The sequence below is a fragment of the Anabaena sp. WA102 genome (assembly GCF_001277295.1).
Lineage (GTDB): Bacteria > Cyanobacteriota > Cyanobacteriia > Cyanobacteriales > Nostocaceae > Dolichospermum > Dolichospermum heterosporum.
On sequence record NZ_CP011456.1, the window covers coordinates 350,764 to 377,117 of the forward strand.

Consider the following 26,354-nt stretch of genomic DNA (forward strand, 5'->3'; position numbering starts at 1 on the left):
TGGCTTTTACCGTAAATCTTAATATCTCATTCAAGTGCATACCGCTATATAATCACTAATTCGCAAATGGAATCTTCTAGCAACATCAAAAAAATCGAGAAATTACAACCTGATTGGAAAAATTGGCTACCGACCTGGGGATTACTAACACCATCTGGTATTTGGTTATTAATGTTGCTAGTTTTGCCAACATTAATAATTTTTGAATTAAGTTTAGTCCCAGATATTCGACCAGGTGATTTAGTAAATCCCAGTGGATTAGGTAACTATATTCGCATTTTTGAATCACTTTATTTAAAAGTAATATTTAATTCACTTTTTTTGGCATTTGGAACTACTATTATGACCTTGATTTTAGGCTTTCCCGTTGCTTATTGGATTGCTTTGACAGCACCAAAACGGTGGCAAAATTTGTTATTATTAGCCTTTGTTTTGCCTTTATGGACTTCTTCCTTATTGCGTTCTTACGCATGGATTACAATTTTACGTCCTACCGGATTATTAAATAGTATATTAGCCAGTTTTAGTTTACCTGCTGTGAATATTTTGAACAGTAACTCAGCAGTATTAATTGGCATGAGTTACAGCTTGTTACCTTATATGGTGTTAATTTTATATGCTTCTTTGGAAAAGTTAGATAAGCAGCTATTAGAAGCTGCTGCTGATTTGGGTGCAAATCCAGTGCAAACCTTTTGGAAAGTGACTGTACCTCAAGTTTTACCAGGAATCACTGCTGGTTCGCTGCTAGTTTTTATTACTGGGTTAGGGGATTTTATAGACCCAGAATTACTGGGTGGTGCTTCGAGTATGACCGCTGCGCGGTTAGTTTATAATCAGTTTCTGGGCGCTAGTCAAAATTGGGGTTTCGGTTCAGCATTGAGTATGGCATTAATTTTGATGGTGAGTATTGCCATTTCTTTTGTAATTAAATTTGATCAAACTAAATAATTGTTGACTTTACAAATTTTATGAAATTAAACCTAATAAACTAATAATTATGTTATTAAATAACCGCTATCGAATATTAAGAACTTTGGGGAGTGGTGGATTTGGCGAAACTTATTTAGCTGAAGATACCCAAATGCCATCTCAACATCGTTGTGTAATAAAGCAGTTAAAACCGATTCAAAATAATACCCAAATTTATCAATTAGTCCAAGAGCGTTTCCAACGAGAAGCCGCAATTTTAGAACAACTTGGTTCTACATCTAATCAAATTCCTAGTTTATATGCTTATTTTCAATTTAATGATCAATTTTATTTAGTTCAGGAATTAATTGAGGGTGATACTGTTACAGAAAAAATTCAACAATATGGACTACTTACGGAGATTGCTGTTAGAGAAATATTACTATCTTTGTTACCTGTTTTGGAATATGTTCATTCAAAACGTATTATTCACCGTGATATTAAACCCGATAATATAATTTTGCGTCATCATGATGGGAAACCAGTGCTAATTGATTTTGGTGCTGTACGTGAATCAATGGGGACAGTAGTTAATTTACAAGGAAATCCCACTAGCTCAATTATAATTGGTACACCTGGATTTATGCCGAGTGAACAAGCATCTGGTAGACCAGTTTATTCCAGTGATTTGTATAGTTTAGGATTAACAGCGATTTATTTATTAACAGGCAAAATACCTCAAGAATTACCAACTGAACCAACTATGGGTAACATTTTGTGGCGACATTTTGCACCCCATTTGAATGTTGATTTTGGGGATATTTTAGATAAAGCTATAGCTTATCATCCTAGAGAACGCTTCACTGCTGCTAGAGATATGTTAGAAGCTTTGGAAACGCTCTCAAATCCCGTAGCACCTGCTTTTGTAGCAAAACCTACGGTTATTGCAGCACCATCTCCTTTATTACTTGAAAATACAATTGCAGTAAGTCCAGGTAATGACGTACAAAATTCTCATCAAACTAATCAAAATACCGCTAGAGGTGGAATAATTCTTGCTAGTGTAATTGCCAGTGGTTTAATTGGTGCTTCTATTATTGTTGGGTTTGCTATTAATAAATCACCCTTACCTATTGAATCATCAAATAATAAAAATACATCAGTATCTTCCTCTGCAAGTCAAGAAAATCAGAAAACATTATTATCTAAAAATCCCGAAAGTTCTTTACCTCAATTTTCTGCTAAAACAGAAACTAAAAATCAACAATTATCAGACTCATCTACACTAAATAATTCTATTTATTTTGTTGCTGATTCTGCTTTTCCAGATTTACAAACTGCAACCAAGCAATCTGACAATTTACAAGTAAAGGGTTATTCTCAAGCGGGAATATTCTGGATACCAGATTATCCTAATCTATCAGGTAAACCTTTATATCAAGTATATGCTAATCGGTTTAATGATATCACAAACTGCATCAACTTCTTAAAAACCTATGGGAAAGTTAATTCAGATTCTTATTGTGTACTTGCTAGTAAAGATGCAAATACATCACCTAATCGGGTATTTTTCAAAGAAATTTCTAATGTCTCCATCTCTAATACATCACCGAGAAATACCACGAATACAAATATCAAGAATTATTTTTGGATTTCTCAAAGACGAGTTACCGAAGCAGATTTAGTAGGTAAAGATGGTTATGAATTAGATATTATGCGAAATACAGTTTTTGCTGTTAAGGGTCGCAGGTTTGATACTCCTGGGTTACAAGAATATTTTAATCAACAGCCTTGGTATAATCCCCGATATTCACCAAAACAATTTCCCATTAATTTGCTATCAAAATTCCCATATTATCCTACTTAAGTAAGGTTTTTTGGTTCGATTTTAAATATCTATCTTGCGATAGATGCCAGAATTTTTGTATACTTGATAATGTTTACCCGTTATATACTTACTGGAAATCTCCATATCTAAAGGAAATTAAAATGCTAAAAGTTCTTTGTGTTGCTTTATTTACAAGTGTTTTAACCAGTGCTAACGTATTAATGCTTAGTTCTGTAACAATAAAACCTGCTTATAGTCAAAATAATGCTACTATCAATTACTTCAAACAAGGCTATCAAAGAGCTTATGCTGGCTGGTCAAACTTTAACAGTGAGGAGAGAGCAATGGATAAGAGAATTGAACTTGCTTTGACAAATGCAGGTATGAGAAGCATTCCTGTCACAGACCAAAATCTGATATGGATGATCCAGCAAATAAATGCCAGTCCTGATCTTTATACGGCAGGATTTATAGCAGGTCGGATGAGTGTGTTAGCCCAGGCAACCCAAACATTTGATCAGACAGATAGCTTATTAGCAAATCTTCCGCCAAATCTAACAACTCAATCTCATCAATCGTTTCATTACTAGAACTGCGATCGCTCCCTACAACCCCAACACCACCTACTAACAAATCCTTAGCAGCAAAAATTCTCTTATTCTCTGTTAATTGACTCAAACAATATTCTAAACCTTCAATAATTTCTGAAACAGATTTATCCTGTAACTTTTCCCGTACCTTTACCGCAACCGCATCATCACTTTCTAAAAAAGTTGTCATCTTTTCTATATAAGTTGGTTCATCATTATCATCTCCCCAAGTATCTAACCAATCACCCTCAACATCATCACAATACAAATAGGTTGCATCTAGCCCATATTTCATGATATCATTCTCTAATTGACGGGCTGTTTCTATATGTTGTAAAAAATTATCTAATTTCTCTTGACTGTTAATTGGTTCTTGGTTAACCATAATTACTCACTTCATTAAATTTCCTATTGATAAGAATAAACAATATTCATATTCCCCAAAAATAAAATAACAATTGTCAACACTGCAACCAGACTAGCAAAAAACTTAGTTCGTCGAGAATAAATAAATCCTTTGTAATTGATTTCTTTAATCCTGTTCATCCTTCAATCCTGGACATCCTGATTCAGACAATTTTCCTACCTGATTACCAGTTGTAGAAAAATCATATTTCCCACAACTGGCATAACTTACCAATCCCTAACCTTATCTATGACTATCAAGTAAACCATGACGGGAAAAAATACCCTTCAATTTCAAATTAGTGAAGACATTTATAGAATTTACTAATTCTCGTTGTTCAGAACTTAAATCTAATGCTGCCAAAGCTTGATCAATATTATCACCATTGTGTAATTCGTGAGCAAGCAAATCACGTTGAGATAAATCTAAAATTGCCGCAATTTCTTTATTCCGACGCTGACGAATCCCTTGTAGTGCTTGATTTTCTTGGGGAGTAAAATCATATTCAGATAATTTAATATTATCGCTAATTTCTCCAGAGTTGGTGAATAAGTGACTAGCACGAGCCAAAGGAACTTCCCAGGAGAAAAAGGTAATGGCAAAAATAAGAGCCAAAGTCAATAACCGTTGTGTTAATTTATTAATCATGTTGATTTTGAGGTTAATAACAGCTTAAGTTAAATTCTAACTAGGGAAAGAGTAGCCTAGACAATTTTCCTATTTCCGGGTGCGACTTGCCAAAGAGAAACAAGCATTAATCAGCACTTATTTAATAGAACAAACTTACTAGTCATTAAATGGCATAAATCCTGAGTTCAAGACAGTGACAAAGAAATCAGGCTATTTCTATATTTAAGGTGAGCTAAAGTAGATAATGTTTTCTCTATGACTAAATTCAGAAATTGATCATCAGGATAATTATTTTGCTAATAGATTGTAAAAAAATGTAAAGCCTGTATATTTAAATTAGACGATACATATTTTTGTCTGTTCATTATAAATTAGAAGTTTCAAAATTAATATCATACACATAGAGTTTTAACTATTCATTCCGTCAACTTGTTATCAGCCATGACACTACCTGAGCCTCAAACCGATATTAAAGACATTTACCCGTCACCTCCCAAGTCAAATCGGTGGCTGCGCTTACTATTAGCTGCATTGTTATTAATTGGGGGTGTCAGCGGGATAGCATGGAAATTGCTACATCCTGAAAAACCAAATCCAGCAGCGGCTAATGCTCCACCTCCGGGGGTTAAGGTTAAACTATCCCCAGTGCAAACAGGTACAGTTGAAGATAGTACGGAATATATAGCCATTCTGGAATCGCGGCGTTCAGTCAACCTCCAACCGAGAATTCAAGGTCAGGTTTCGCAAATATTCGTGAAATCAGGAGATCCAGTTTCCTCCGGGACTGCGATTCTGCAAATAGATTCTCGACAACAACAAGCCGCAGTTAGTAGTTTATCCGCTGCTGGTCAAGGCTCGCAAGCGCAACTAGAAAATGTTCGCGCTACTCTGAAATCTTTGCAAGCAGAACGCCTAGCAAATATTGCTAATATGCGCTTAAGTCAACAAGATTATAAGCGCTATTCTGAATTAGCTGCACAAGGGGCTGTATCTCGTCAGACTCAAGATTTATATGCTAACAAACTAGCGACGGCAAAAGCCCAACTAGGGGCGATAGATTCCCGTATTCAAGCTCAAATAGCTACCATATCCCAGGTAGAAAAATCCTTACAACAATCTGATGCCAATATTAAACAACAACAAGTTCAACTTCAGTATTATAAAATAACTGCTCCTTTTGCGGGAACTGTGGGTGATGTTCCCGTTAAAGTAGGGGATTTTGTGAATACTTCCACACCATTAGCAACTATTACCCAAAACCGACCTTTAGACGTTAAAATTCCGGTGCCATTGGAAAAAGGTACACAATTACGTCCAGGATTGCCAGTGGAATTAATTAACGCCCAAGGTAAAATTATTGGCAATAGTAGTATATTCTTTATTTCTCCCAATATTACTAATAACTCTCAATCAATATTAGTTAAAGCACTTTATAACAATGATAATGGGCAAGTACGAGCAGATCAATTAATTCGGGCTAAAGTGATTTGGAATCAACGTTCTGGAGTGCTAATTCCCACAACAGCAATATCTCGAATCGCTGGAGAAACCTTTGTATTTGTAGCCGAAACTGGAAAATCTCCTCAAGATGGTTCTCAATTAATAGCTAAACAAAAACAGGTGAAGTTAGGCAATATTAAAGGGAATGATTATCAAGTAATTGAGGGATTACAACGGGATGAAAAATTGATAATTTCAGGAATACAAAACCTCAGAGATGGACTGCCAATAATTCCTGAAAATGAAGAAACAGGGAATAGTGAAAAGAAGTAATCACCAATTACCAATAGGACTCACGCAAAATATCTCTCAAACCCTCATTTCTCTGTGTCCTCTGTGCCTCTGTGGTTCGTTATTCCGTAAATCTTAATCAATCACCAATTACCAATTTATGTTTGTTAACTTCTTTATTAAACGACCTGTATTTACCAGCGTCTGCGCTATTATTATTTTACTTGTTGGTGCAATCAGTATTCCCACATTGCCTACAGCCCAGTATCCAGAGATTAGTCCTACGCAGATTATCGTCAATTCTAATTATGTTGGCGCTAGTGCGGAAATTGTTGAAAGTACCGTCACGACGATTTTAGAACGGCAAATTAACGGTGTCGAAGGCATTAAATACATGACTTCGAGCAGTAGTAATGATGGTAGTAGTACGATTACTGTCACATTTGATGCTTCACGGGATAAGGATATTGCCGCCGTTGATGTGCAAAACCGCGTCACCTCGGCTGAACCCCAGTTACCAGAAGCGGTGAAGCAAACAGGAGTGACTGTGAGTAAACAGTCTAACAATATTCTGTTAGCGATCGGTTTGTTTAGTGATAATAAAGCCTTAAATAATGTCTTTTTAAGTAATTATGCAGATTTATATTTAGTAGATGCCCTGAAGCGGATTAAAGGTGTCAGTGAGGCGCGGATTTTTGGTGAACGTCGCTATGCAATGCGCCTATGGCTTGACCCGAATAAATTGGCTAGTCGGAATCTAACTACTGATGATGTGATTAATGCCCTGAAGGAACAAAATTTACAGGTAGGTGCGGGACAAATTGGACAACAGCCAGCCGTTGATGGTCAGATGTATCAAATTGACTTGAGGGCAGTTAGTAGGCTGACGGAAGTTGAGGAATTTGACAATGTGGTAATTAAAACTGCTGGTGACGGTAGTTTGATTAAGTTGAAAGATGTGGGAAGGGCGGAATTGGGAGCGCAAAACTATAGCTCATTTCTGCGGTTTAAGGGGAATGAGGGTGTGGGAATGGGGATATTTCCGGCACCGGGAAGTAATGTTTTGGACGTGGCTAATTTAATCAAAAAGGAAATGGCGCGATTGTCGCAAAGCTTTCCGCCGGGGATGAAATATCAAGTGGCATTTGACACCACGACTATTGTAGAAGAATCTTTGGCAGAAGTGATAAAAACTCTTTTAGAGGCGATCGCTCTGGTAATTCTCGTCATCTTTATTTTCCTACAAGATTGGCGCACCACCTTAATTCCTGTGATCACTATTCCCCTATCCTTAGTTGGGACTTTTGCCTTCGTCAAAGCCTTTGGATTTTCCATCAACACCTTAACTATGTTCGGTTTAACCCTCGCAACGGGAATGGTAGTTGATGACGCGATTATTGTCGTAGAAAATATTTCTCGCTTAATTCAAGAAAAAGGAATGTCACCCCGACAAGCGGCTTCAGTCTCCATGCAAGAGCTATTTGGGGCTGTAATTGCGACTTCTTTAGTATTGATGGCGGTATTTGTACCTGTCGCCTTTTTCCCAGGTGCAACTGGACAAATTTACAAACAATTTGCCCTGACGATTGCCTTTTCTATCGCCATTTCCACATTTTTGGCTCTTACCCTCACCCCTTCTCTTTCTGCCTTATTGTTGCGGCGAAGACCCGCACCTAGAGGGATTTTTGGTTGGGTATTCGGTCGAATCAACTGGTTTTTAGAAGCCATGCGTTGGGGATACGAGCGCTCTTTAAGATTTTTAACGAGAATAAAAGCGATTATTCTCCTGTTATTTATCGGTTCATTAGGTTTCACCGCTTGGTTGTACATGACTGTACCCACCGCATTTCTCCCCGACGAAGACCAGCGTTATTTCATTACCATTATCCAAGGTCCAGAAGGTTCTTCACTCAAATACACCAGTAAAGTCATGAGTGAGGTAGAAGCAGAAATATTGAAATTACCAGAAGTTACAGGTACTTTTGCGATCGGTGGTTTTGGTTTTAGTGGTAGTACCGCTAACAGTGGCGTAATTTTCACAACTCTCAAATCCTGGGACGAACGAAAACAACCAAATCAATCAGTACAAGCGATTATTGGTAATTTAAGAAAAAGCTTTTCAGGAATTACCGAAGCTAGAGTTTTCCCCGTTAATCCCCCCGCAATTCGCGGTTTAGGTAGTTTTAGTGGGTTCCAATTTCAATTACAAGATATAGGGGGAACTAACAGCTTAAATTCCATGCTGCAAACTGTTGGTCAGTTTATGATGCAGGGAAATCAAACCCCCGGACTACAAGCTGTATTTAGTACCTTTACCGCCAACACACCGCAAATTTTAATTGAAGTTGACCGCAACAAAGCGAAATCTCTACAAGTTTCCATTGACGATATTTTTAAAACCCTGCAAACTTATTTGGGTTCAAGATATGTCAACGATTTTAATTTTCTTTCCCGCACATATCGGGTATATATCCAAGCAGATGCTCAGTTTCGTTCCAATCCTGATGATATTGGTTTATTAAATGTGCGTTCTGCAACTAATCAGATGATTCCTCTGAGTAGTTTGGTCAAATTAACTCCCACAACGGGAGCGCAAACTATTAATCATTACAACTTATTTCGTTCCATTGAAATTAACGGTTCTCCTGCTCCTGGTACTAGTTCTGGACAAGCAAATTTAGCTATGGAACAACTAGCTAAAAAGATATTACCCACAAGCATGGGATATGAATGGTCAGGTATTGCGGCTCAGGAAAAAGAATCCGGTGGACAAGCACCAATCATTTTTGGTTTAGGTTTACTTTTCGTCTTTTTAGTATTAGCTGCTCAGTATGAAAATTATGTTGATCCTTTAATTATTATGCTGGCTGTTCCTTTAGCTATTATGGGAGCTTTAGCATCACAATCATTAAGAGGTTTAAATAATGATGTATTTTGCCAAGTTGGGTTAGTCATGTTAATTGGTTTAGCCAGTAAAAACGCAATTTTAATTGTCGAATTTGCTAACCAGTTGCAAGAACAGCAAGGTTTATCAATTACCAAAGCAGCAGTAGAAGCAGCACAAGGTCGGTTACGTCCCATTCTCATGACTGCTTTTTCGACTTTGTTGGGAATTTTTCCCCTAGCAACTGCTACAGGTGCGGGTGCTGCGAGTCGTCAATCTTTAGGTACTGCTGTATTTGGGGGAATGTTTGTAGCGACTTTCTTGAGTTTGTTTATTGTGCCAATTCTCTATATCATCATTGGCAAAATTCGTCAGCGTTTGCAACCAGTTCATCATACTCCCCATTTAGAAGTGCGTGAAGAAGATCATGTTTCAATAAGATAGTATTCTCTCGTTCCTAGTCTAGAACACCGTAAGGGCGAAGCATTCGGGCGATAACCTATCGTTCAAACCATTGATTTTCTGTCCGTAAGGGCGAAGCATTCGGGCGATAACCTATCGTTCAAACCATTGATTTTCTGTCCGTAAGGGCGAAGCATTCGGGCGATAACCTATGGTTCAAACCATTGATTTTCTGTCCGAATGCTTCGCCCCTACTAATTGATAAGTAAGAAAAATATATCAGACCTATAAAGATTATGTTCTTTTATATTTCCCGACTTCAGGCTATCATCAAAATCATAAGCAAAGGTGATAGTCATGACCGAACAGATATTAGAAAAACAAATAGATCACAACGACGGAATTGATTTAGAAGCAGCTTTCCAAGAGTCTCATATACAAGAAATTTTGGATAAGTTAGACCAGGAGTTAGTCGGGTTAAAGTCCGTCAAAAACAAAATTAGAGAAATGGCGGCTTTGTTATTGGTTGACCGTATTCGCAAAATGGTTTAGAAGCCATAGAAATTCTCATGCAGGTCATGGAAAACCAAAGAGATGATTTGGTCGTTATTCTTGCTGGTTATAAAGACCAGATGGACAGATTTTTTCATAGCAATCCGGGGATGAATTCCCGCATTGGATTACATATTGAATTTAATGATTATGGTGTTGATAGTTTAATGACTATTGCCCAATCTATAGTCACAGCCCAAAACTATTGTTTTAGTCCAGAGGCTGAAAAAGCCTTCCGCGAATATTTAATTAAACGGAAGACGATGCCCCATTTTGCTAATGCTAGAAGTGTGCGTAATGCCATAGATAGAGCGCGTTTACGTCAAGCAAATCGGTTATTAAGTAGTGGCAAACTATTAAATAAGCAGGATTTAATTACCATTGAAGCAGTAGATATTCTCGCTAGTCGAGTATTTAGAGAAGGTGTTCCTGATTGCGAAACTGAAAGTTGATTAAATTCAGATTTTCAGATCCCCGACTTCTTGAAGAAGTCGGGGATCTTGTGATTTACTTTTCCTCTTTGCGCCTCTGCGTCTGGAACGTGAGACAAAAAAATGTGGTTCATTTACCCGAAAATCGCTGTAATTACAGCTTTTGCATATTGTGACTAAGAGGATCAAAATTTCTGGGAAATTTGGTGCTTTCATCATAATATGCACGATTTAAATTCGCGCCATACAACTTAGTATAATGCAGCCTAGCCCCTCGAAGATTTGCTTCAGTAAGATTAACACCGGATAAATTTGCTCTTGTTAAATTTGCCTTGGCTAAATTTGCTCTACTCAAATCTGCTCCCCAAAGTTTAGCTTTAGCTAAGTTAGCTTCACTTAAATCCGCTCCCCATAAATTAATCCCTGGCAAATAAGCATTAATTAGTTTAGCTCTGATTAGTTTCGCAGAAACAAAATATGTTTCGCCCGCAAGATAACGCCGTTTTAGTTCCTCAGCTTCCATATTTAACCTACTTGAGCCACAAAACCTCTATCCTAAGAATACTGCTTAAATTATTTGTTGGTGTTTTCTTTGCACAAAGATTTCTGCTTATACAAAATATAAATAGTATTATCAAGCACTAGTAAATTAATACTATTTGTGGAAGTGCAGCTATTTGACACATAAAAAACGCCTGAGTTTTTAACCCAAGCGTTCCCCGTATAACTTTCTACCAATTCACTACTATTGTAACATTTAAAACCTGCGACTCAAATAACAGAAAGTATAAGCAGCGCGAGGAAAATTGTAACAAATATAAAATGAAGTGGTATCACTCCTTGCATTCACTAAGAATATCTCTTTTAAAATCAAATGGCTAGTGTAGAGAGTGACACTTTCTTAACTGACACTAGTTAAAAATGAAGCATAGTAAATAGGAGTTAATCAAACACGGCTAAATAGTAAATATCGCAGCATTTCTGTATAAAGATGTCAGCGTTACTGTAATTATACTAAACACGGTTCAGACATGGACTTTTACAAAATTACGAAAAACCTCAAGTCGTCTCGTTCCCATACTCTGTATGGGAATGAATTCTAGAAGGCTCTGCCTTCAATGATATTAGAGGCAGAGCCTCATCAACTGCATTCCTAGTCAGAGACTAGGAACGAGATGTGGCAGGGATTTGAGGGAACACCAAAAAATAAATTACCCAATTTTGTGGGATGGGCATCCTGCCTGTCCTTGATGATTAGCGGGCAAGACTTGTACTGAGCTTGTCGATAGCGTAGCGTGGCGTTAGCCATAGTATGCCCGCACCACAAGAAATTTTTGGGTATTTTTTTAATTGGAAGTCCCTGAGCTTAGTTCCCTAACTCAACGGAAAATATGGCTAACGCCACGCTTCGCTATCAGGAATCAAACCGGATTCCTATATTAGGGTGATGTAAGTAGGTTGGCGTTGAAAATTGTCGTTATAGCAAGGCAAGAGGCAAGAGTAAAGAAGTTTTCAGCGATTTTACGTTTCTTTACACAGTTTGGTTTTATTGTGTTCACCTACTTAAATATGGGGGCAAGATTAAGGATAAGTAGTGAGACAGAATTAATTACACAATGTCATTGCGTAAGCGTTGCGTGGCGTTAGCCATATGGAACGAAGTGAAATGAAGCAATTCCAAGGGTTGTGATTGCTTCCCTTCGCTCGCAATGACTGTAAATATTTTTGTCCAATTACTTATTCCTGACGAAACAACAAGATAGAAATATTGATTTTCTTTGGATTTTTTGAGCTAAAATGGGAATACTGGGATTATCTCTGGCAGTAATTTTTCTAAATTATACATCTACACAACTCCAGCGAAAATGTCTCAAGATCCTCAACAATCACCTCAAATCCAAGAAGTAATTGGACTAAAAGCACAACACTTTGCTGATTTAATCAGAACCGCACAATTAGTTTTTGATCCGACTGCGGGAGTTACCGGCAGGAATGTCAAAATTGATTGGGAAGATTTTGGTATGCCTCGGAATATAGAGGATAATCTCAGAATTATTGGTGAAGAGTTTCAATATGCTTCTCCCCATGTTCCTGTTGATGTAATCTGGGGTAAATTAACCACAGAAACTCGAATTTGGTTTCTAGAAAAGAAAGATCAATTGTGGCAATTTGAAGAATTTTTACCTGCACTTGATGAAGATTAACTATTGCCAAAAATACTTTTTTCTAGTAGGATATATACATTTTGTATCCTACTTACTTACTAGAAAATAAAGTTGATGAAAATTATAAATTTCCAGTTTTTATTAGTTTTGATTTCTTTGATATTGCCGATAATAACTCCGGTTTGCCATAAGTCTAACATGGCTTTGGCAGGAAGTATAATAAATTATGATCAACCAATTATTAATCAGCAAATAGTTGTTAATAAGAGTGAATTTGGCGTAAAGATAGTCAACCCAGAAGGGAAAGTTAATTTTTTTCCAACAACTACAGTTCCATTAAAAGAAGGTGATGCTTATGGTTGGAGAATTACACTTAACAACTATCAAGGTAACATCAAAGGTAAAGTTAAATGGCGGGAAGTTTTAACTTTACCACAAGCCCCCGAAACTTGGACAACAGAAAATAATAAAAATTTCTCCATATCGAAAGATGGAAAAACAGCAACTTCCACACGCACAGTAACACCTGTGAATGGTGTAATTGAAAATTTTTGGACTATTGCTGCTGGAGATCCTTTGGGTAAACATCAAATAGAAGTCTATATTGATGAACATTTAATTGGTACTTTTGCCTTTGAAATAGTTCCGTTCTAAAATGACAGTTTTGTGCTAAATGTAAGTATAGCATCTTTTTATAGACTAATTATGTTAATCTCATCTTCCATTTTTCTAGCCGGTGCTAGTCGCGGTGTTGGGCAAGAAATCGCTAAATATTTGATAGCACAACAAATTCAAGTTAAAGCCCTGTTGAGAACAGAAGCCGCTGCTATGGCAGCAAAAGCAATGGGTGTTTATCCAATTCTAGGAGATGCGTTAAATGTAACTGATATTGAACAGGCAATTTTAGGAAATGAACCTATTCAAGCCGTTATCAGTACATTAGGTGGTTTACCCACAGATAATATCAAACCTGATTATATCGGTAATAAAAACCTCATTGATGCCGCAGTCAAAGCAGGAGTTAAAAAGTTTATTCTCGTAACTTCCATTGGTAGTGGTGATAGTGTGGTGGCTTTACCGCCCCAAGCTTTAGAAGCACTCAAACCAGTTTTAATTGAAAAAGAAAAAGCAGAACAATATTTAATTTCCAGCGGACTTAACTATACAATTATCCGTCCTGGTGGTTTAAAATCAGAACCAGCAACCAACAACGGAATTATCACCGAAAATCCTCAGATTGTGGGTACTATTCATCGTGCAGATGTTGCCAAATTAGTTTGTCGCTGTTTAAATTCTGATCATACTAATAATAAAATTTTCTCAGCCATAGATCGGAATATGATATATCCAGGATTACCGGAATTTGTGGAATTTAATTTAGATTAGTTGTTGTTAACTTTGAGGACTAAAGTCCTCACTACTAATTCAATTTAAACAGAAAATACTACCCGAAACCCACACATTCTTAAACCACCGTCTGCTTCATTCCAACTTCTACTAGCGCTGCGACAAAGTTCTGCACCAAAATTCCATGCACCACCCCTTAAAACCCGACGATGTTTATCACCACCATCTTCCCAGACATTACCATTTGTAGGTGCGCCATGATAGTTATTATGCCAAGAATCTGCACACCATTCCCAGACTAATCCGTGCATATCATATAAACCAAAAGCATTAGCAACTTCAAAATAACCAACATTAGTTGTTTCTTTCCGAAATCTACTTTTTGGTTCTACAGAATAAGTATCGCTACCGCTACAGTTAATTAAATCAGAAGTAATAGTTTCTCCAAAATGGAAAGATGTGGTAGTTCCTGCCCGACAAGCATATTCCCATTCGGCTTCACTAGGTAAACGATGTTCTCTCCCCGTTTTAATTGCTAATCTGGCACAAAATTCTACAGCTTCATACCAAGAGACATTTTCGACAGGCAAATTTGCACCTTTAAATTTTGATGGATTAGGGTGCAATTCTTGTTTAACTGGAGGTAAAGCTGCTATGGTTCTCCACTGTAATTGGGTAATAGGATATTTCCCCATAAAAAAGGGTGGAACTAGAACTTGATGTTGGGGACGTTCATCATCATCACCTTCACAACTCAAAGAACCCATAATAAAAGTTCCATGGGGAATTGATACCATTTCTAAGGTTGTATTTCTGCCTAATTCTTCTTTAAAATACTTAGTATTCCGTCTATCACGGTTAACTTCTCTACCAGAAGTGTCTACGGTAATGACATAAAAATCAAAGTTGTACAAGGGAGGTAAGGGAACAGTAACTTTTTGGGGAAGTGGTGGTGCTAATGGTGGTTTAGGAAAGGAAGAAAATTTGATAGCTACGGGAGATTTGGGAAAGTTCAAATCATCTAAAACATCTAGTGCTGATTGATATCTATCACTAGCAAAATGTTGGAGTAATTTATCTAAGATTTGCTTTAATTCATCACTAATAGTCATGCCTTTAATGCGTAAACGTTCTTCCCATAACCATTTAGCATTCATGGCATCATAAAGATGATCTTGAAGTTGTCCATAATCATTTTGTAATGGTAAATCTTGAGTTAATAGGCGTACACAGGTGACACCCAAAGCATATAAATCACTCGCTTGACAAGCAAACCCAGCCATTTGTTCTGTTGGGGCATACCCAAGGGTATAAATAGCTGTCGCTTGTCTAGCGATACTGGTTTGAGTAACTTGTTTTGCACCTCCAAAATCAATTAATACGGGTTTTCTATCACTATCCCGACGCACAATGTTTTCCGGCTTGATATCGCGGTGAATCACATGATGTTTGTGAACAAAATCCAAAACTGGTAATAAGTCAGCTAAAAGTTGCCGAACTTCGGTTTCATCATAAGCTTGATTTTGTAGTTCTTCGAGAAGAGTTTTCCCAATAATAAATTCCTGGACTAAATACAAACTAGAACCTTGTTCAAAGTAAGCTAAAAGTCGGGGAATTTGGGCATGGTTTTCTCCCAAATCGTAGAGTCTAAAAGCTTCTTCTCTGAAAAATTCCGCTGCTTTGGCACGTTGTCCAGTTCCCTGAACTTGGGGGAAAAATTGCTTAATTACACAGGGTGCATTCAGTCTATCTACATCTTCAGCAGCGTAGGTTCTGCTAAATCCACCTTCACCTAATAACCTCAAAACCCGGTAACGGTTTCGCAGCATTTCCCCAAAATTACTTTCTTGACAACTCAGACAAGATTTAGAGGTTTTCGGGTTGAAGGGGTTGGAACAATTGGGATTTTGACAAATTTGCATAGAAGTTGGGAACATAGCATCCTGTAAAAGTAATCCCCAATTTTATTGATTTGTCAAAATGATTTTGATTGTTGTTAGAAAAAAATAGTCAAAATATAAATTAGTTTATGGGAGAAGGTGAAAAAATCTAAGTTTTGATTTACTTATAAATAATACTTTCAGCTAGAAAAATCTGTGCTGTTTGTTGCACAGATTCTAATTTTTTTCCCAGTCCATTTCCTGCTTTGTTGGGTTTTATACTTCAACCCAACCTACAAATCTACAAATCAAAGTTTTTTCCAATTTGGACTAGGTATAAAAGCAAAACTTTATAGAAATTTGGTATAGAGTGTCTATTTAATTAAGATCCCTATGGGGAGTACCAGCAGGAGTATTTAAGGGTAGAAAAAATCAAGGTAAAATACATAAATTCTCTTTTATACTATTGAATAATTTGATCATTGCCATTGTAGTAGATTTGACAGGATTTTATGATTCTGGTATATTTATGCAGGTTTTAGAAATGTACTTTAACTTTTTTTATGTCACATTCTCCTACACCAGATAAAGATCCTGATCAAATCCAGAATGCTGATTCTGATAAAAAACAGAATATGAATTCCCAAGTTCATAGCACTTTACTTGCTCTGACTGATTTAATTGAGCAATTATCTAAATTAATAGGGATATTAAAGAATAATCCCATATTAATTAATATTATAGTGGCACTAGGAACGGGATCAATTTCATGGACATTTTATTCGAGTGATTTTCAAAACCAGACGTATCAAGAAACAAAAATTAATTTGCATGATGTGTGTAAACATGAGACAACTAAAGAAGCATTCAGGGAGAGATATCCAAGAGAGAACGTAGAAAATTATTACGTAGCTATCCCTTCCCACAAGTTAAGCACAGAAAAGCCACAGGTTTATCCAGTATTTCGATGGGTATGTCAGTTCAAAAAAGCAGGAACGATTTCTGTTCCTTCACAGGATATTCTTGAAACAGGCCTTGATTTGGATAAATATTGTCGACAAACATACAAGGATCAATCACTTTACAAAGCAACTCATCGAAATTACAAAGATCCTAATTCTTTGTATTGTGTTAACCCTAATTGAGAATACACAGTTATTAGCACTGCTAAACCGCTCCGTATTCAGGATATCTGAGATTGTGGGATAGGATTTCAAGATTGGGAAAATACCTACCCCACAATGATTTAAATTTCGCAGCTTAACTCACCAGCTTTTTTAGTAAAACGGCGATTTTCTCGATAATCTACCCGACAATCTATCACCGCTGGAACATCTTGCGCGAGCGCTTCTTTAAGTAGGGGAACAAAGTCTGCTACAGATTCCACTCGATAACCTTTTAATCCCATACTTTCGGCAAATTTGACGAAATCAGGATTACCAAAATGGACAAAAGATGAGTTACCTGGACCAAATTGATTTTCTTGCTTCCATTCAATTAAACCATAGCCACCGTCATTAAAAATCAGGGTAACAAATGGTGTTCCGACTCGCAAAGCTGTTTCTAATTCTTGACAATTCATCATAAAACCACCGTCACCAGTGGCAGCGACAACTTTACGATCTGGGTGAACTAATTTTGCGGCTAATGCACCGGGGATAGCAATACCCATAGCGGCAAAACCATTGGAAATAATACAAGTGTTGGGACTATGACAATGATAATGTCTAGCAATCCACATTTTATGGGCGCCAACATCAGAAATTACAATATCATCTGGTCCCATAACTTGCCGCAAGTCATAAATTAATTTTTGCGGTTTAATGGGAAATTCATCATCTTTGGCATATTCTTCGTAATCAGCGCGAATGTTAGAACGTAAGCTAATAGAATAGGGATTGGGTTTATTATGTCTGTCTGCTAATTTTAAGATTTCATTGAGGGAATCAGAAATATCGCCAACTATTTCTACTTGGGGAATATAACTACTATCAATTTCCGAAGAAGTTGCCGCAATATGGATAATAGGAATTGTCCCTTCTGGATTCCATTTTTTGGGGGAAAATTCAATTAAATCATAACCAATTGCTATGACTAAATCTGTACTATCAAAGCCGCAGGTAATGAAATCTCGTTGTTGTAATCCCACAGACCAAAGTGCTAAAGGATGGGTATAGGGAATGACTCCTTTACCCATAAAAGTATTCACAACAGGAATATTCATTTGGGTGGCAAATTGCGTAACTGCATCACTAGCATGGGCGCGAATTGCTCCATTTCCGACTAAAATGATGGGATTAACGGCTTGGGAAATTGCCCCAGCAGCGGCGCGAATACTGGCAAAGGAAGCATAAGTTTTTTCGCTATTATCCTTATTTAAAGGTTTGCCTTCGACAGGCATGGCGGCAATATTTTCTGGTAAATCAATGTGAACAGCACCGGGTTTTTCTGTTTGCGATCGCTTGAAGGCTTTTCTCACCACTTCGGGTGTAATACTCGGCCTGACAATCTGTTTATTCCACTTTGTTACTGGGGCAAACATTGCCACCAAATCTAAATATTGATGGGATTCAATGTGCATTCTATCTGTTCCCACCTGCCCCGTAATTGCCACCAATGGCGCACCATCTAAGTTAGCATCTGCCACCCCAGTCATTAAATTAGTTGCCCCAGGACCAAGGGTAGAAAGACAGACTCCGGCTTTTCCTGTTAACCTACCATAAACGTCAGCCATGAATGCAGCACCCTGTTCATGACGGGTAGTAATAAATTGAATTGATGATGTTTTTAAAGCTTCCAAAACGTGCAAATTCTCTTCTCCAGGGAGTCCAAAAACATATTGAACTCCTTCGTTTTCTAAACACTGTACTAATAATTCTGCGGTATTCATATCATTTCCTCAAAATAAAAAAATATCAAAATCACCAAATCAAGGCATAAATAAAAACCAATTATCTGCCTTTATCTGCGTCCATCTGCGTTCATCTGCGTTTCAAAAAAACAATCATTTCACCCAAACTGTCTTGATATTCACAAATTCATGAATACCTTGAATACTCAATTCTCTACCATAACCAGAACGCTTAATTCCCCCAAAAGGTAAACGAGGATCAGACTTAACCATGCTGTTAATAAATACTGCCCCGGCTTCAATTTCTTGAATTAGGCGATTTTGTTCTTCTGTATTTGTTGTCCATGCACTTGCACCCAAACCAAAGGGACTATCATTAGCTAATTTAATTGCCGCTTCGATATCAGGAACTCGGAATAATAATGCCACAGGTCCAAAAAATTCCTCTTGGGCAATTGGTGTATCTACAGGAATATCTATGATAATTGTGGGCGGATAAAAGTTCCCCGACATTTCTGTTAAAGGATGTCCACCTGTGAGGACTTTACCACCACTTTTTACCGCATTTTTAACTTGTTGGTCTAATTCTTGGAGAATATCGGGAGTTGCCAATGGTCCCAAATCTGTATCTGCTGCCATTGGATTACCAATTTTCAAAGCTTGAAATTTTTCTAACAGCAGTTTTTCAAATTGATCAGCCACAGATTCAGCAATTATAAAGCGTTTCGCAGCAATACAAGATTGTCCATTATTTAACATTCTCGCTGTTACTGCGGTGCTAACTGCTGTTTCTAAATCGGCACTTTCTAAAACAATAAATGGGTCACTACCCCCCAATTCTAAAACAGTTTTTTTGATTTGTTTCCCAGATGCAACGGCGAGGGATACACCGGCTGGTTCACTACCTGTCAAGGTTGCGGCTTTGATGCGATCATCAGCCATCAAATTGGCAACTTGGGCAGCACCAATTAACAATGTTTGAAATACACCTTTGGGAAAGCCGGAACGGTTGATAATATCTTCGATCGCCAGGGCGCACTGTGGCACATTGGAAGCGTGTTTGAGTAGCCCCACATTGCCTGCCATGAGTGCTGGTGCAGCAAACCGGAAAACTTGCCAAAATGGAAAATTCCAAGGCATGACGGCGAGAATTACCCCTAAAGGTTGATATTTTACAAAACTATGACTAGCATCGGTTTTAATGGTGACATCAGCTAGAAAACTAGGGGCATTTTCGGCATAATAACGACAAACCAGGGCGCATTTTTCAACTTCTGCGATCGCCGCTTTTAATGGTTTACCCATTTCCAACGTCATCAATTTCCCTAAATCTGCCTTTTCTTGGTCTAAAATAGTTGCTACTTGTTCTAACCAGTGCGATCGCTCTACAAAACTCGTCTGACGATATCCTTCAAAAGACTTTCCTGCTAAATCCAACTTGGCAAGAATTTCTGTATCTTTTAGTGGCTCAAAAGTTTTGAGCGTTTCCCCAGTGGTGGGATTAATAGTAGCTATAGCCATAACCTGACCCCCCATTAAAAAATAGTTTGAGGTAGTTTACCAGTCTTACACACATTCACTACAGAAGCTAACACGAAAATTGACTTGGAGGGAAAATAATGAAAATAATTTGTCATTAAATCAATACCTCGCCAATTTGCCAATAGTATGCCAAAAGCCTATAAAATTGTCACAATATCAACAGGATTTTTGGATAATATTGTAAATTACGCTCTATTCCAGATTACCCACTACCCATTACAGCACATCGTCAGCAATATTATAGTTCATACATTTTAGTTTGATATAGCTTAATGGAACGATCAATTCCTTTAAAACGATAAGCTCCGATATCAAAAAAATCAGATTTTTCTGACAACATATTATAAGTAACTTCACTAATTACACATTCACCAGGAGAACAAATAGTCTCCATCCTAGCTGCCAAATTAATTGTCGTTCCTAAAGCAGTATAATCCACCCTCTGAGAACTACCAACATCACCAACTACAGCTTTACCACTGTTAATAGCAATCCGTAATTGTAAAGGTTCTTGCCAAAAATGATTAGCATTGAGATGTTTTAACCGAGTTAGCATTCCCTTCGCTGAGGCAACTGCCCTATCTGCATGACCTGGATCTGGGTCAGGAGCGCCAAAAAATGCCATAATACAGTCACCAATGTATTTATCTAAGGTACCACTATACAAAAATACTTCTTTCAACATTTCTTCAAATAAATTATTTAATAATTGAGCAATTTCTGTAGGTGTCAATCGTTCAGAAATTGCCGTAAAACCGACTAAATCTGCAAATAAAATACTAATTTCATTTTCTCTAGGCGCTAAACGTCCATCAGGAGAACCACCAACAGCTATCAATTGTTGGACAACAGCCGGAGAATGGTATCTTTCTAAACGATGACGAATTACTTCTTCATTTTTGAGTTTGTCTACTAACAACGAACGTTGCACGCTAGAAGCTACAATATTAGCCAAAGCTGAAAAAAAGCTGAGTTCTTCTTCCCCTTCACTTTCCCAATGAGATGAAGACAGACTAGCATCAGCATAGAGAACTCCAATTACTTTGTGCTCATCCCATAATGGGACAGCCATAGCACTACGAATACCTTTAACTAAAATACTTTTCTCCCTAGAAAAACGTTGATCAGATTGAGTATCGGCACTTTGAATAGCAATTTTTTCTGCAAATACTTTTTGACAAATACTGCGACTAATCCAACTACCATCTGTAGCTAAATGTTCTTGTTCGGAAATATTTCTAGTGGCAGAATTTATTAACTCTAAATTACCATAATCATCGATTTTTACTAATAGGGCTAATCGGTCAATACTATCAAGATAACGAAAAACCACCTGTTGTACTTGGAAGAAAATTTCCTCAATAGATGCAGCAGCACAAAGATTTTTAGCTATATCTACCAAATCTTTAAGACGAGCAATAGTTTCATTTTGATTATTGTTATTGCTATTAATAGTATTAGCACTTATCCATTGTTGTTGTAGTTCCTCAACATTCCGAAAAATTGTTTTTTGTAGTTGAGTATTGACCTTTTCTAAAAATATATTAGTATTACCATTTGTATTTATATTTTTGAATTTTACTAATAATTTAATGTTGCCCAAGGAAATTACATCATTATTAGCTAATTCTTGGATACCCGTAATCAAATACTGATTAACTTGCGTACCATTTTTACTACCTAAATCCTGAATAGTCCACACATGATCAGAACTTTTGACGATTCGCGCATGATTGCGAGAAATTCCTTCAATGGGTAATACCATGTCACATTCTGGCAACCGTCCAATCATAAATACATCTTTATCTACTGGAACTAATGTTTCGGTATGTCCTTCTTGCTGGAAAACGAGGGTAAGTTGATTCATGACTGTTATATCAGGCTCGAAGCTAAGGGCGCAAGTATCAGTGCAATTATACTGTAAACGGTTCATAGTTTAACCAAATATGAAACCCCTCTGGTAAACCTCTCCAGTATTAGGGAACACCAAAAAATAAATTACCCCCTTTAATCTCCCGGATGCTTTGGGAAGGTGGGGGGGTAGGGGAGGTGGGGGGGGTAGGGGAGGTGAGGGGGTAGGGGAGGTGGGGGAGGGGGTTAGGTTTCTGGAGATTATCGGTTTCATCTAATACTTTTCAAACACCCTCTAATGCTAATTTTGAAAATATCACAAATTAGTATTTAAAATGGTGGTAATTCTAAGGAAATATTACCCAAAAGTCCTTTCCGAAAATCGGTGATCATTTGTCTGGCAGCACGTTCTACATCACCTTTATAACGATGTTCTGCTAAGACTTGTAAGTAGTCTTCTCCTGTGTGGATGATGGAATCTATCTCATACCGTGACAGTAATGGATGTGGTGGTAATAAATGAGAATGTGTTTCCTGAAGTTCGTTAAGTATATCTACGAATGCTGCGGCTATGAGTTGATTGTCATAAGCTGCTTCACCAATATCGTCACAAATAGCTAATTTGACGGCTGCGGCTTGGCTGTCCAGTCTGGCAGGAATGACACCAGGGGCATCCAGTAATTGTAATTGATCAGAAATTCTTACCCACCGCAGTTGCCTAGTAACACCGGGACGGGCAGCGCTTTCTACGACTCGTTTTCCTATCAACCTGTTAATTAAGGCTGATTTACCGACATTGGGAAAACCAATGACGACAGCCCGGACGGGACGGGGTAACATTCCTCTGTCTGTGCGGCGTTGGTTAAGTTCAATACCTGCTGCTTGGGCGGCTTTGGCTATGGCGGTGACACCTTGACCATGTTGGGCGTTGGTAAAATATGGAACTTCGCCTTGATTTTTAAACCACTCTATCCAGCGCGATCGCACTTGTGGCAAAATCATATCTACCCGGTTGAGTACCAATATCCTGGCTTTTGTCCCCACCCATTCATTCATTTGGGGGTGATTTGTAGTTATAGGAATACGGGCATCTCTTACTTCTAAAACCACATCAACCCGTTTTAGCTGTTCTTTGAGATTTTTTTCAGCTTTGGCAATGTGTCCGGGATACCATTGAATCAAATTTAATTTGTAATTTTGTGTGATTGACATTTATTGTTTGTTAGTTGTCATTGGTCATTGATCATAATATTTGCCTGGTCCCTGTTGATGAGATTGATGTAAAATTAAACGGTTGCCGTCGGGGTCGTAGGCATAAATTTCTTGTCCGTGAGAAGCTATAGAAATGTCTCTTTGTGAGGTACAGCCTAAATATGTCAGGTGAGATATGGCAGTTTCTAAATTATTCACTTCCAAACATAAACTGAGCGGACTTTGGGAATTAACAACAAATTCTGGCTCATTTGTTGATTTAGGTTTAAAAATACCTAACTTTAAACCAGCAATGTGAAACTCAGCATAGATATGGGGAATAAGTTTCTTTGGTTTTTGTTCTAGTAATTGAGTATAAAAGCTGACTATATTATCAAAATTAACTGTGGCTATAGTAACGATAACACTATTATATTGCATATTTATATTTACCATAGATTTGTCACAAGAGCGCAGTTAATTCACTCTTACAGCAGAATTCACCGAGTCAGGGTTAAATAAGGCACTCTTTTTAGCATACTACTGTTCTCTACTCTTGCACAACTGTGAGCGATCGTTAACTTTTTTCTTAGAAGTCATGATCTTGCGAGTAATATCCTCTAGTTGCTATGTATTCGTTTAAGTAAGTGAACAAAATAAAAATGAGGGGTATTGCGTTTTTTAAAATGGCTGAAACTCAATCAGAATCTCGTATTGAGACAACTTTACATACCGTTATATACCTTTAAATTTTTCTGTTCACCTACTTATGTTCAATAATTATCTAAAAGATTTGGATTTAATGTGGGGGTAGCGCCCCCGTGCCTACCCCGGTATTTGGGGCAACCACGGGGGGTTTGCCCCTACAAAATTATTGGTTTAGAGATTTTTAAAATTTTTAAGGTTTCAATGTCATGAAACCTTAAAATGAGAATTGCTCTAAAATCAAAGATTTGGGCATACAAAGCTCAAAAAGCGATGGGAAGATGTTTTTCAATGTTTTGTAAAATTGTTAATGAACTCATATTTATTTTGGGTTGCAAAACTGCCACTATTCTATATCAATAAAACCAAGTCAAAATATTATTAAATAATAGATATTCTAGATATTCCTTTAGATAGATATAAATAAGTCGGGAATATTTTTATTCAAACTAAATAATGATTACTATAGACAAAACCAAATAATTGATGCTCCGTTATACTAGAACCATATTACTGTATTGTATAATCAGTTAAGTCTCAACCTTTTAATCATCCTGCACTGAGATTTTCAGTAAATTGATGTAAATAATTCCATATACAAACTACAAAAGGCAGCTAAAATGAGTATCCGCGCACTATTGTTAGTAAATAGTAATTCCCGTAAAGGACAAGAACGTTACCAAGAAGCGATAAATTGTTTCAATAAATTGGGTTTAGAGATAATTACAGAATCTACAGAACATCCAAATCAATTAGGTGATTTGATTCGGCATTATCAACAAGAAATAAATTTGGTAATTGTGGGTGGCGGTGATGGTACACTTAATGCTGCTATTGAGGCGATAGTTGAGACTCAATTACCTTTGGGTATTTTACCATTAGGAACTGCTAACGACTTAGCAAGGACTTTAGGAATTCCTAACTCTTTAATAGAAGCGTGTCAAATTATTGCTTCTGGAAAGTTACGGAGGATTGATTTAGGTTCTGTAAATGGCAAATATTTTTTTAATGTGGCTAGTTTGGGGTTAAGTGTAAAAATTACTCAACAATTAACTAAGGAAATTAAACGGCGTTGGGGTATATTTGCTTATGCGGCAATTGCATTCCAAGTAATTTGGAAATCCCGCCCTTTTAGTGCAGAAATTCGCATGAATGATGAATCAATTTATGTTAAAACTGTGCAAATTGCTGTGGGTAATGGTCGCTATTATGGTGGGGGGATGGCTGTAGTTCACGATGCAGCTATAGATGATCAAAGGCTGGATCTTTATAGCTTAGAAATTGATCATTGGTGGCAAATTCTGCCTTTGCTGCCGGCTATGCGTCAAGGACGACATATTCATTCGCCAAATGTTCGCGCCCTGGAAGGTCAGGAAATCACAGTATACACTCGCAGACCCCATTCTATTAATACAGATGGAGAAATCACCACCCATACTCCGGCTGTGTTTCGGGTTGTTCCTCAAGCGATCGCTGTTTTAGCTCCCTAACTATCATCTTAAACTATGATTTACCTGATTCATCTGATTTACTTGATGATATCTTGACTATTATTTATGTAATTAAACAGCAGGTTGCCAGTCAACGAGGTAAAAAATCAACATCAAAACTCCTATCTGTCAACAAGTAAGCATCTAGAGGGGTTCACTCCTCAATTTTGCTGTATTATAAGAATCACAAAAATCATTAAAATCATAGTTATGAATTTACGCTTTTCTCAAGAAATTAAATCTCTTCTAGAACGTTTAAGTGAACAACCGCTAACTTTAGGTGATATCCTCGCAGAAACTTCCGAACGGGGTTTTAGTTTGGTAATCACATTACTGGTATTACCTTTTTTATTTCCTATGCCTCCAGGCTTGACTAGTCCTTTAGGCGGTGCTTGTTTATTATTATCATTGCAAATGGTTTTAGGAAGAAAAACGCCTTGGCTACCCAAAAAAATTGCTAATTATAAATTTCCCAACGCTTTCGCTAAAATCATCTTACAAAATCTGCGTCGTGTTACCAGGATATTAGAAAAAATTGCCCGTCCCCGATTACAAAAAGTCGCTAATCATGCTTGGATTTGGCGATTTAACGGGCTGTGCATCTCTTGGTTAACAATATTATTAATTTCCCCCATTCCTTTTACCAATCCTATTCCGACTGTGGGGATTTTACTTTTAGCCGTTGCGACCATTGAATCGGATGGTTTACTAATGTGTATTAGCTATATTGCTACTCTTTTAATTACTATACTATTTGGTTTTATTGGTTATGCCCTATGGTTAGCCCCCAATTTACTGCCTGCTATTTTCAAATAAAATTTTTGACATTTCCTATGACAAGTTGCTAAAATAGAAATCCCAAAGCCAAGAAAAACCCCCAACTAAAAGCTGAGGGTAATAGTTTAATTAAGGTGCATCTACTATTTGAGTATCCATTGCCTGTCTTCCTCCATCCGGATAGTTTGGGTG

The 26,354-nt window shown here is 37.3% G+C and carries 21 protein-coding genes; 12 read left to right on the forward strand and 9 right to left on the reverse strand.

Annotation, left to right across the window (positions count from 1 at the left end; genetic code table 11):
• Positions 1-66: 66 nt before the first annotated feature.
• Both AA650_RS01405 and AA650_RS01410 read left to right on the forward strand, forming a co-directional pair.
• The gene (locus tag AA650_RS01405; RefSeq protein ID WP_053537675.1) at positions 67-948 is read left to right on the forward strand and encodes an ABC transporter permease; all 882 of its coding nucleotides are present in this window, start codon (positions 67-69) and stop codon (positions 946-948) included.
• Positions 949-997: 49 nt separating this feature from the next.
• Entirely contained in the window at positions 998-2,776 is a 1,779-nt protein-coding gene (locus tag AA650_RS01410) for a protein kinase domain-containing protein (protein WP_053537676.1), read from the forward strand.
• A 429-nt stretch (positions 2,777-3,205) separates the two neighbouring features.
• On the opposite strand, the gene AA650_RS01415 is transcribed toward AA650_RS01410, so the two are convergent.
• A complete protein-coding gene (locus AA650_RS01415; RefSeq protein WP_053537677.1) occupies positions 3,206-3,712 on the reverse strand; it encodes a hypothetical protein in 507 nt (168 codons plus the stop codon).
• A gap of 264 nt (positions 3,713-3,976) precedes the next feature.
• Positions 3,977-4,381 (reverse strand): hypothetical protein, encoded by a 405-nt coding sequence (locus AA650_RS01420; protein WP_053537678.1) that lies wholly within the window; start codon positions 4,379-4,381, stop codon positions 3,977-3,979.
• A gap of 423 nt (positions 4,382-4,804) precedes the next feature.
• Here AA650_RS01420 and AA650_RS01425 point away from each other — a divergent pair, with 423 nt between their 5' ends.
• From AA650_RS01425 to AA650_RS01435, 4 genes are all read left to right on the forward strand, one after another.
• Positions 4,805-6,136 carry an efflux RND transporter periplasmic adaptor subunit gene (locus tag AA650_RS01425; RefSeq protein WP_053537679.1) on the forward strand — a complete coding sequence of 444 codons (1,332 nt, stop codon included), beginning with the start codon at positions 4,805-4,807 and terminating at the stop codon, positions 6,134-6,136.
• Between the two features lie 118 nt (positions 6,137-6,254).
• Positions 6,255-9,422, forward strand: coding sequence for an efflux RND transporter permease subunit (locus AA650_RS01430; protein WP_053537680.1), 3,168 nt, complete (start codon positions 6,255-6,257; stop codon positions 9,420-9,422).
• A 315-nt stretch (positions 9,423-9,737) separates the two neighbouring features.
• Positions 9,738-9,932 carry a hypothetical protein gene (locus tag AA650_RS28550; RefSeq protein ID WP_234413267.1) on the forward strand — a complete coding sequence of 65 codons (195 nt, stop codon included), beginning with the start codon at positions 9,738-9,740 and terminating at the stop codon, positions 9,930-9,932.
• 26 nt (positions 9,933-9,958) lie between these two features.
• The gene (locus AA650_RS01435; RefSeq protein ID WP_234413268.1) at positions 9,959-10,384 is read left to right on the forward strand and encodes a hypothetical protein; all 426 of its coding nucleotides are present in this window, start codon (positions 9,959-9,961) and stop codon (positions 10,382-10,384) included.
• Positions 10,385-10,517: 133 nt separating this feature from the next.
• Here AA650_RS01435 and AA650_RS01440 read toward each other — a convergent pair whose 3' ends face one another.
• Positions 10,518-10,886, reverse strand: a complete 369-nt coding sequence (locus tag AA650_RS01440) for a pentapeptide repeat-containing protein (protein ID WP_053537681.1) — start codon at positions 10,884-10,886, stop codon at positions 10,518-10,520.
• Between the two features lie 1,342 nt (positions 10,887-12,228).
• Here AA650_RS01440 and AA650_RS01445 point away from each other — a divergent pair.
• The 3 genes from AA650_RS01445 (at position 12,229) to AA650_RS01455 (ending at position 13,914) form a co-directional block, all read left to right on the forward strand.
• Complete coding sequence (locus tag AA650_RS01445) at positions 12,229-12,567, forward strand: hypothetical protein (RefSeq protein WP_027403615.1); 339 nt, start codon at positions 12,229-12,231, stop codon at positions 12,565-12,567.
• A 75-nt stretch (positions 12,568-12,642) separates the two neighbouring features.
• Positions 12,643-13,182 (forward strand): hypothetical protein, encoded by a 540-nt coding sequence (locus tag AA650_RS01450; protein ID WP_053537682.1) that lies wholly within the window; start codon positions 12,643-12,645, stop codon positions 13,180-13,182.
• 51 nt (positions 13,183-13,233) lie between these two features.
• Entirely contained in the window at positions 13,234-13,914 is a 681-nt protein-coding gene (locus tag AA650_RS01455) for an SDR family oxidoreductase (protein ID WP_053537683.1), read from the forward strand.
• A gap of 44 nt (positions 13,915-13,958) precedes the next feature.
• On the opposite strand, the gene AA650_RS01460 is transcribed toward AA650_RS01455, so the two are convergent.
• Complete coding sequence (locus AA650_RS01460; protein ID WP_053541151.1) at positions 13,959-15,797, reverse strand: bifunctional serine/threonine-protein kinase/formylglycine-generating enzyme family protein; 1,839 nt, start codon at positions 15,795-15,797, stop codon at positions 13,959-13,961.
• A 521-nt stretch (positions 15,798-16,318) separates the two neighbouring features.
• Here AA650_RS01460 and AA650_RS01465 point away from each other — a divergent pair.
• Positions 16,319-16,900, forward strand: a complete 582-nt coding sequence (locus tag AA650_RS01465) for a hypothetical protein (RefSeq protein ID WP_053537684.1) — start codon at positions 16,319-16,321, stop codon at positions 16,898-16,900.
• Positions 16,901-17,001: 101 nt separating this feature from the next.
• Here AA650_RS01465 and AA650_RS01470 read toward each other — a convergent pair whose 3' ends face one another.
• The 5 genes from AA650_RS01470 to AA650_RS01490 all read right to left on the reverse strand — a co-directional run bounded on the left by AA650_RS01470 (position 17,002) and on the right by AA650_RS01490 (position 23,631).
• Positions 17,002-18,645, reverse strand: a complete 1,644-nt coding sequence (locus AA650_RS01470; protein WP_053537685.1) for an acetolactate synthase large subunit — start codon at positions 18,643-18,645, stop codon at positions 17,002-17,004.
• A gap of 114 nt (positions 18,646-18,759) precedes the next feature.
• On the reverse strand, positions 18,760-20,127 hold the full coding sequence (locus AA650_RS01475; RefSeq protein ID WP_053541152.1) for an NAD-dependent succinate-semialdehyde dehydrogenase: 1,368 nt from the start codon (positions 20,125-20,127) through the stop codon (positions 18,760-18,762).
• Between the two features lie 259 nt (positions 20,128-20,386).
• A complete protein-coding gene (locus AA650_RS01480) occupies positions 20,387-22,015 on the reverse strand; it encodes an adenylate/guanylate cyclase domain-containing protein (protein WP_053537686.1) in 1,629 nt (542 codons plus the stop codon).
• A gap of 314 nt (positions 22,016-22,329) precedes the next feature.
• Positions 22,330-23,211: a ribosome biogenesis GTPase YlqF gene (gene ylqF, locus AA650_RS01485; protein WP_039201498.1), complete on the reverse strand. Its 882-nt coding sequence runs from the start codon at positions 23,209-23,211 to the stop codon at positions 22,330-22,332.
• A 24-nt stretch (positions 23,212-23,235) separates the two neighbouring features.
• Positions 23,236-23,631: a VOC family protein gene (locus AA650_RS01490; RefSeq protein ID WP_053537687.1), complete on the reverse strand. Its 396-nt coding sequence runs from the start codon at positions 23,629-23,631 to the stop codon at positions 23,236-23,238.
• 884 nt (positions 23,632-24,515) lie between these two features.
• On the opposite strand from AA650_RS01490, the gene AA650_RS01495 reads away from it, so the two are divergent.
• Both AA650_RS01495 and AA650_RS01500 read left to right on the forward strand, forming a co-directional pair.
• Positions 24,516-25,385 carry a lipid kinase gene (locus AA650_RS01495; RefSeq protein WP_053537688.1) on the forward strand — a complete coding sequence of 290 codons (870 nt, stop codon included), beginning with the start codon at positions 24,516-24,518 and terminating at the stop codon, positions 25,383-25,385.
• A gap of 210 nt (positions 25,386-25,595) precedes the next feature.
• Positions 25,596-26,201, forward strand: a complete 606-nt coding sequence (locus tag AA650_RS01500; protein WP_053537689.1) for an exopolysaccharide biosynthesis protein — start codon at positions 25,596-25,598, stop codon at positions 26,199-26,201.
• Positions 26,202-26,354: the final 153 nt, after the last annotated feature.

Bases quoted from the DNA above. Each gene is read 5' to 3' on its own strand.
- AA650_RS01495 (WP_053537688.1), top strand. From the start codon at position 24,516: ATGAGTATCCGCGCACTATTGTTAGTAAATAGTAATTCCCGTAAAGGA.
- AA650_RS01405 (WP_053537675.1), top strand. From the start codon at position 67: ATGGAATCTTCTAGCAACATCAAAAAAATCGAGAAATTACAACCTGAT.
- AA650_RS01475 (WP_053541152.1), bottom strand. From the start codon at position 20,127: ATGGCTATAGCTACTATTAATCCCACCACTGGGGAAACGCTCAAAACT.
- AA650_RS01445 (WP_027403615.1), top strand. From the start codon at position 12,229: ATGTCTCAAGATCCTCAACAATCACCTCAAATCCAAGAAGTAATTGGA.
- AA650_RS01450 (WP_053537682.1), top strand. From the start codon at position 12,643: ATGAAAATTATAAATTTCCAGTTTTTATTAGTTTTGATTTCTTTGATA.
- AA650_RS01425 (WP_053537679.1), top strand. From the start codon at position 4,805: ATGACACTACCTGAGCCTCAAACCGATATTAAAGACATTTACCCGTCA.
- AA650_RS01500 (WP_053537689.1), top strand. From the start codon at position 25,596: ATGAATTTACGCTTTTCTCAAGAAATTAAATCTCTTCTAGAACGTTTA.
- AA650_RS01465 (WP_053537684.1), top strand. From the start codon at position 16,319: ATGTCACATTCTCCTACACCAGATAAAGATCCTGATCAAATCCAGAAT.
- AA650_RS01430 (WP_053537680.1), top strand. From the start codon at position 6,255: ATGTTTGTTAACTTCTTTATTAAACGACCTGTATTTACCAGCGTCTGC.
- AA650_RS01435 (WP_234413268.1), top strand. From the start codon at position 9,959: ATGGAAAACCAAAGAGATGATTTGGTCGTTATTCTTGCTGGTTATAAA.
- AA650_RS01420 (WP_053537678.1), bottom strand. From the start codon at position 4,381: ATGATTAATAAATTAACACAACGGTTATTGACTTTGGCTCTTATTTTT.
- AA650_RS01490 (WP_053537687.1), bottom strand. From the start codon at position 23,631: ATGCAATATAATAGTGTTATCGTTACTATAGCCACAGTTAATTTTGAT.
- AA650_RS01410 (WP_053537676.1), top strand. From the start codon at position 998: ATGTTATTAAATAACCGCTATCGAATATTAAGAACTTTGGGGAGTGGT.
- AA650_RS01440 (WP_053537681.1), bottom strand. From the start codon at position 10,886: ATGGAAGCTGAGGAACTAAAACGGCGTTATCTTGCGGGCGAAACATAT.
- AA650_RS01460 (WP_053541151.1), bottom strand. From the start codon at position 15,797: ATGCAAATTTGTCAAAATCCCAATTGTTCCAACCCCTTCAACCCGAAA.
- AA650_RS01455 (WP_053537683.1), top strand. From the start codon at position 13,234: ATGTTAATCTCATCTTCCATTTTTCTAGCCGGTGCTAGTCGCGGTGTT.
- ylqF (WP_039201498.1), bottom strand. From the start codon at position 23,211: ATGTCAATCACACAAAATTACAAATTAAATTTGATTCAATGGTATCCC.
- AA650_RS01480 (WP_053537686.1), bottom strand. From the start codon at position 22,015: ATGAATCAACTTACCCTCGTTTTCCAGCAAGAAGGACATACCGAAACA.
- AA650_RS01470 (WP_053537685.1), bottom strand. From the start codon at position 18,645: ATGAATACCGCAGAATTATTAGTACAGTGTTTAGAAAACGAAGGAGTT.
- AA650_RS28550 (WP_234413267.1), top strand. From the start codon at position 9,738: ATGACCGAACAGATATTAGAAAAACAAATAGATCACAACGACGGAATT.
- AA650_RS01415 (WP_053537677.1), bottom strand. From the start codon at position 3,712: ATGGTTAACCAAGAACCAATTAACAGTCAAGAGAAATTAGATAATTTT.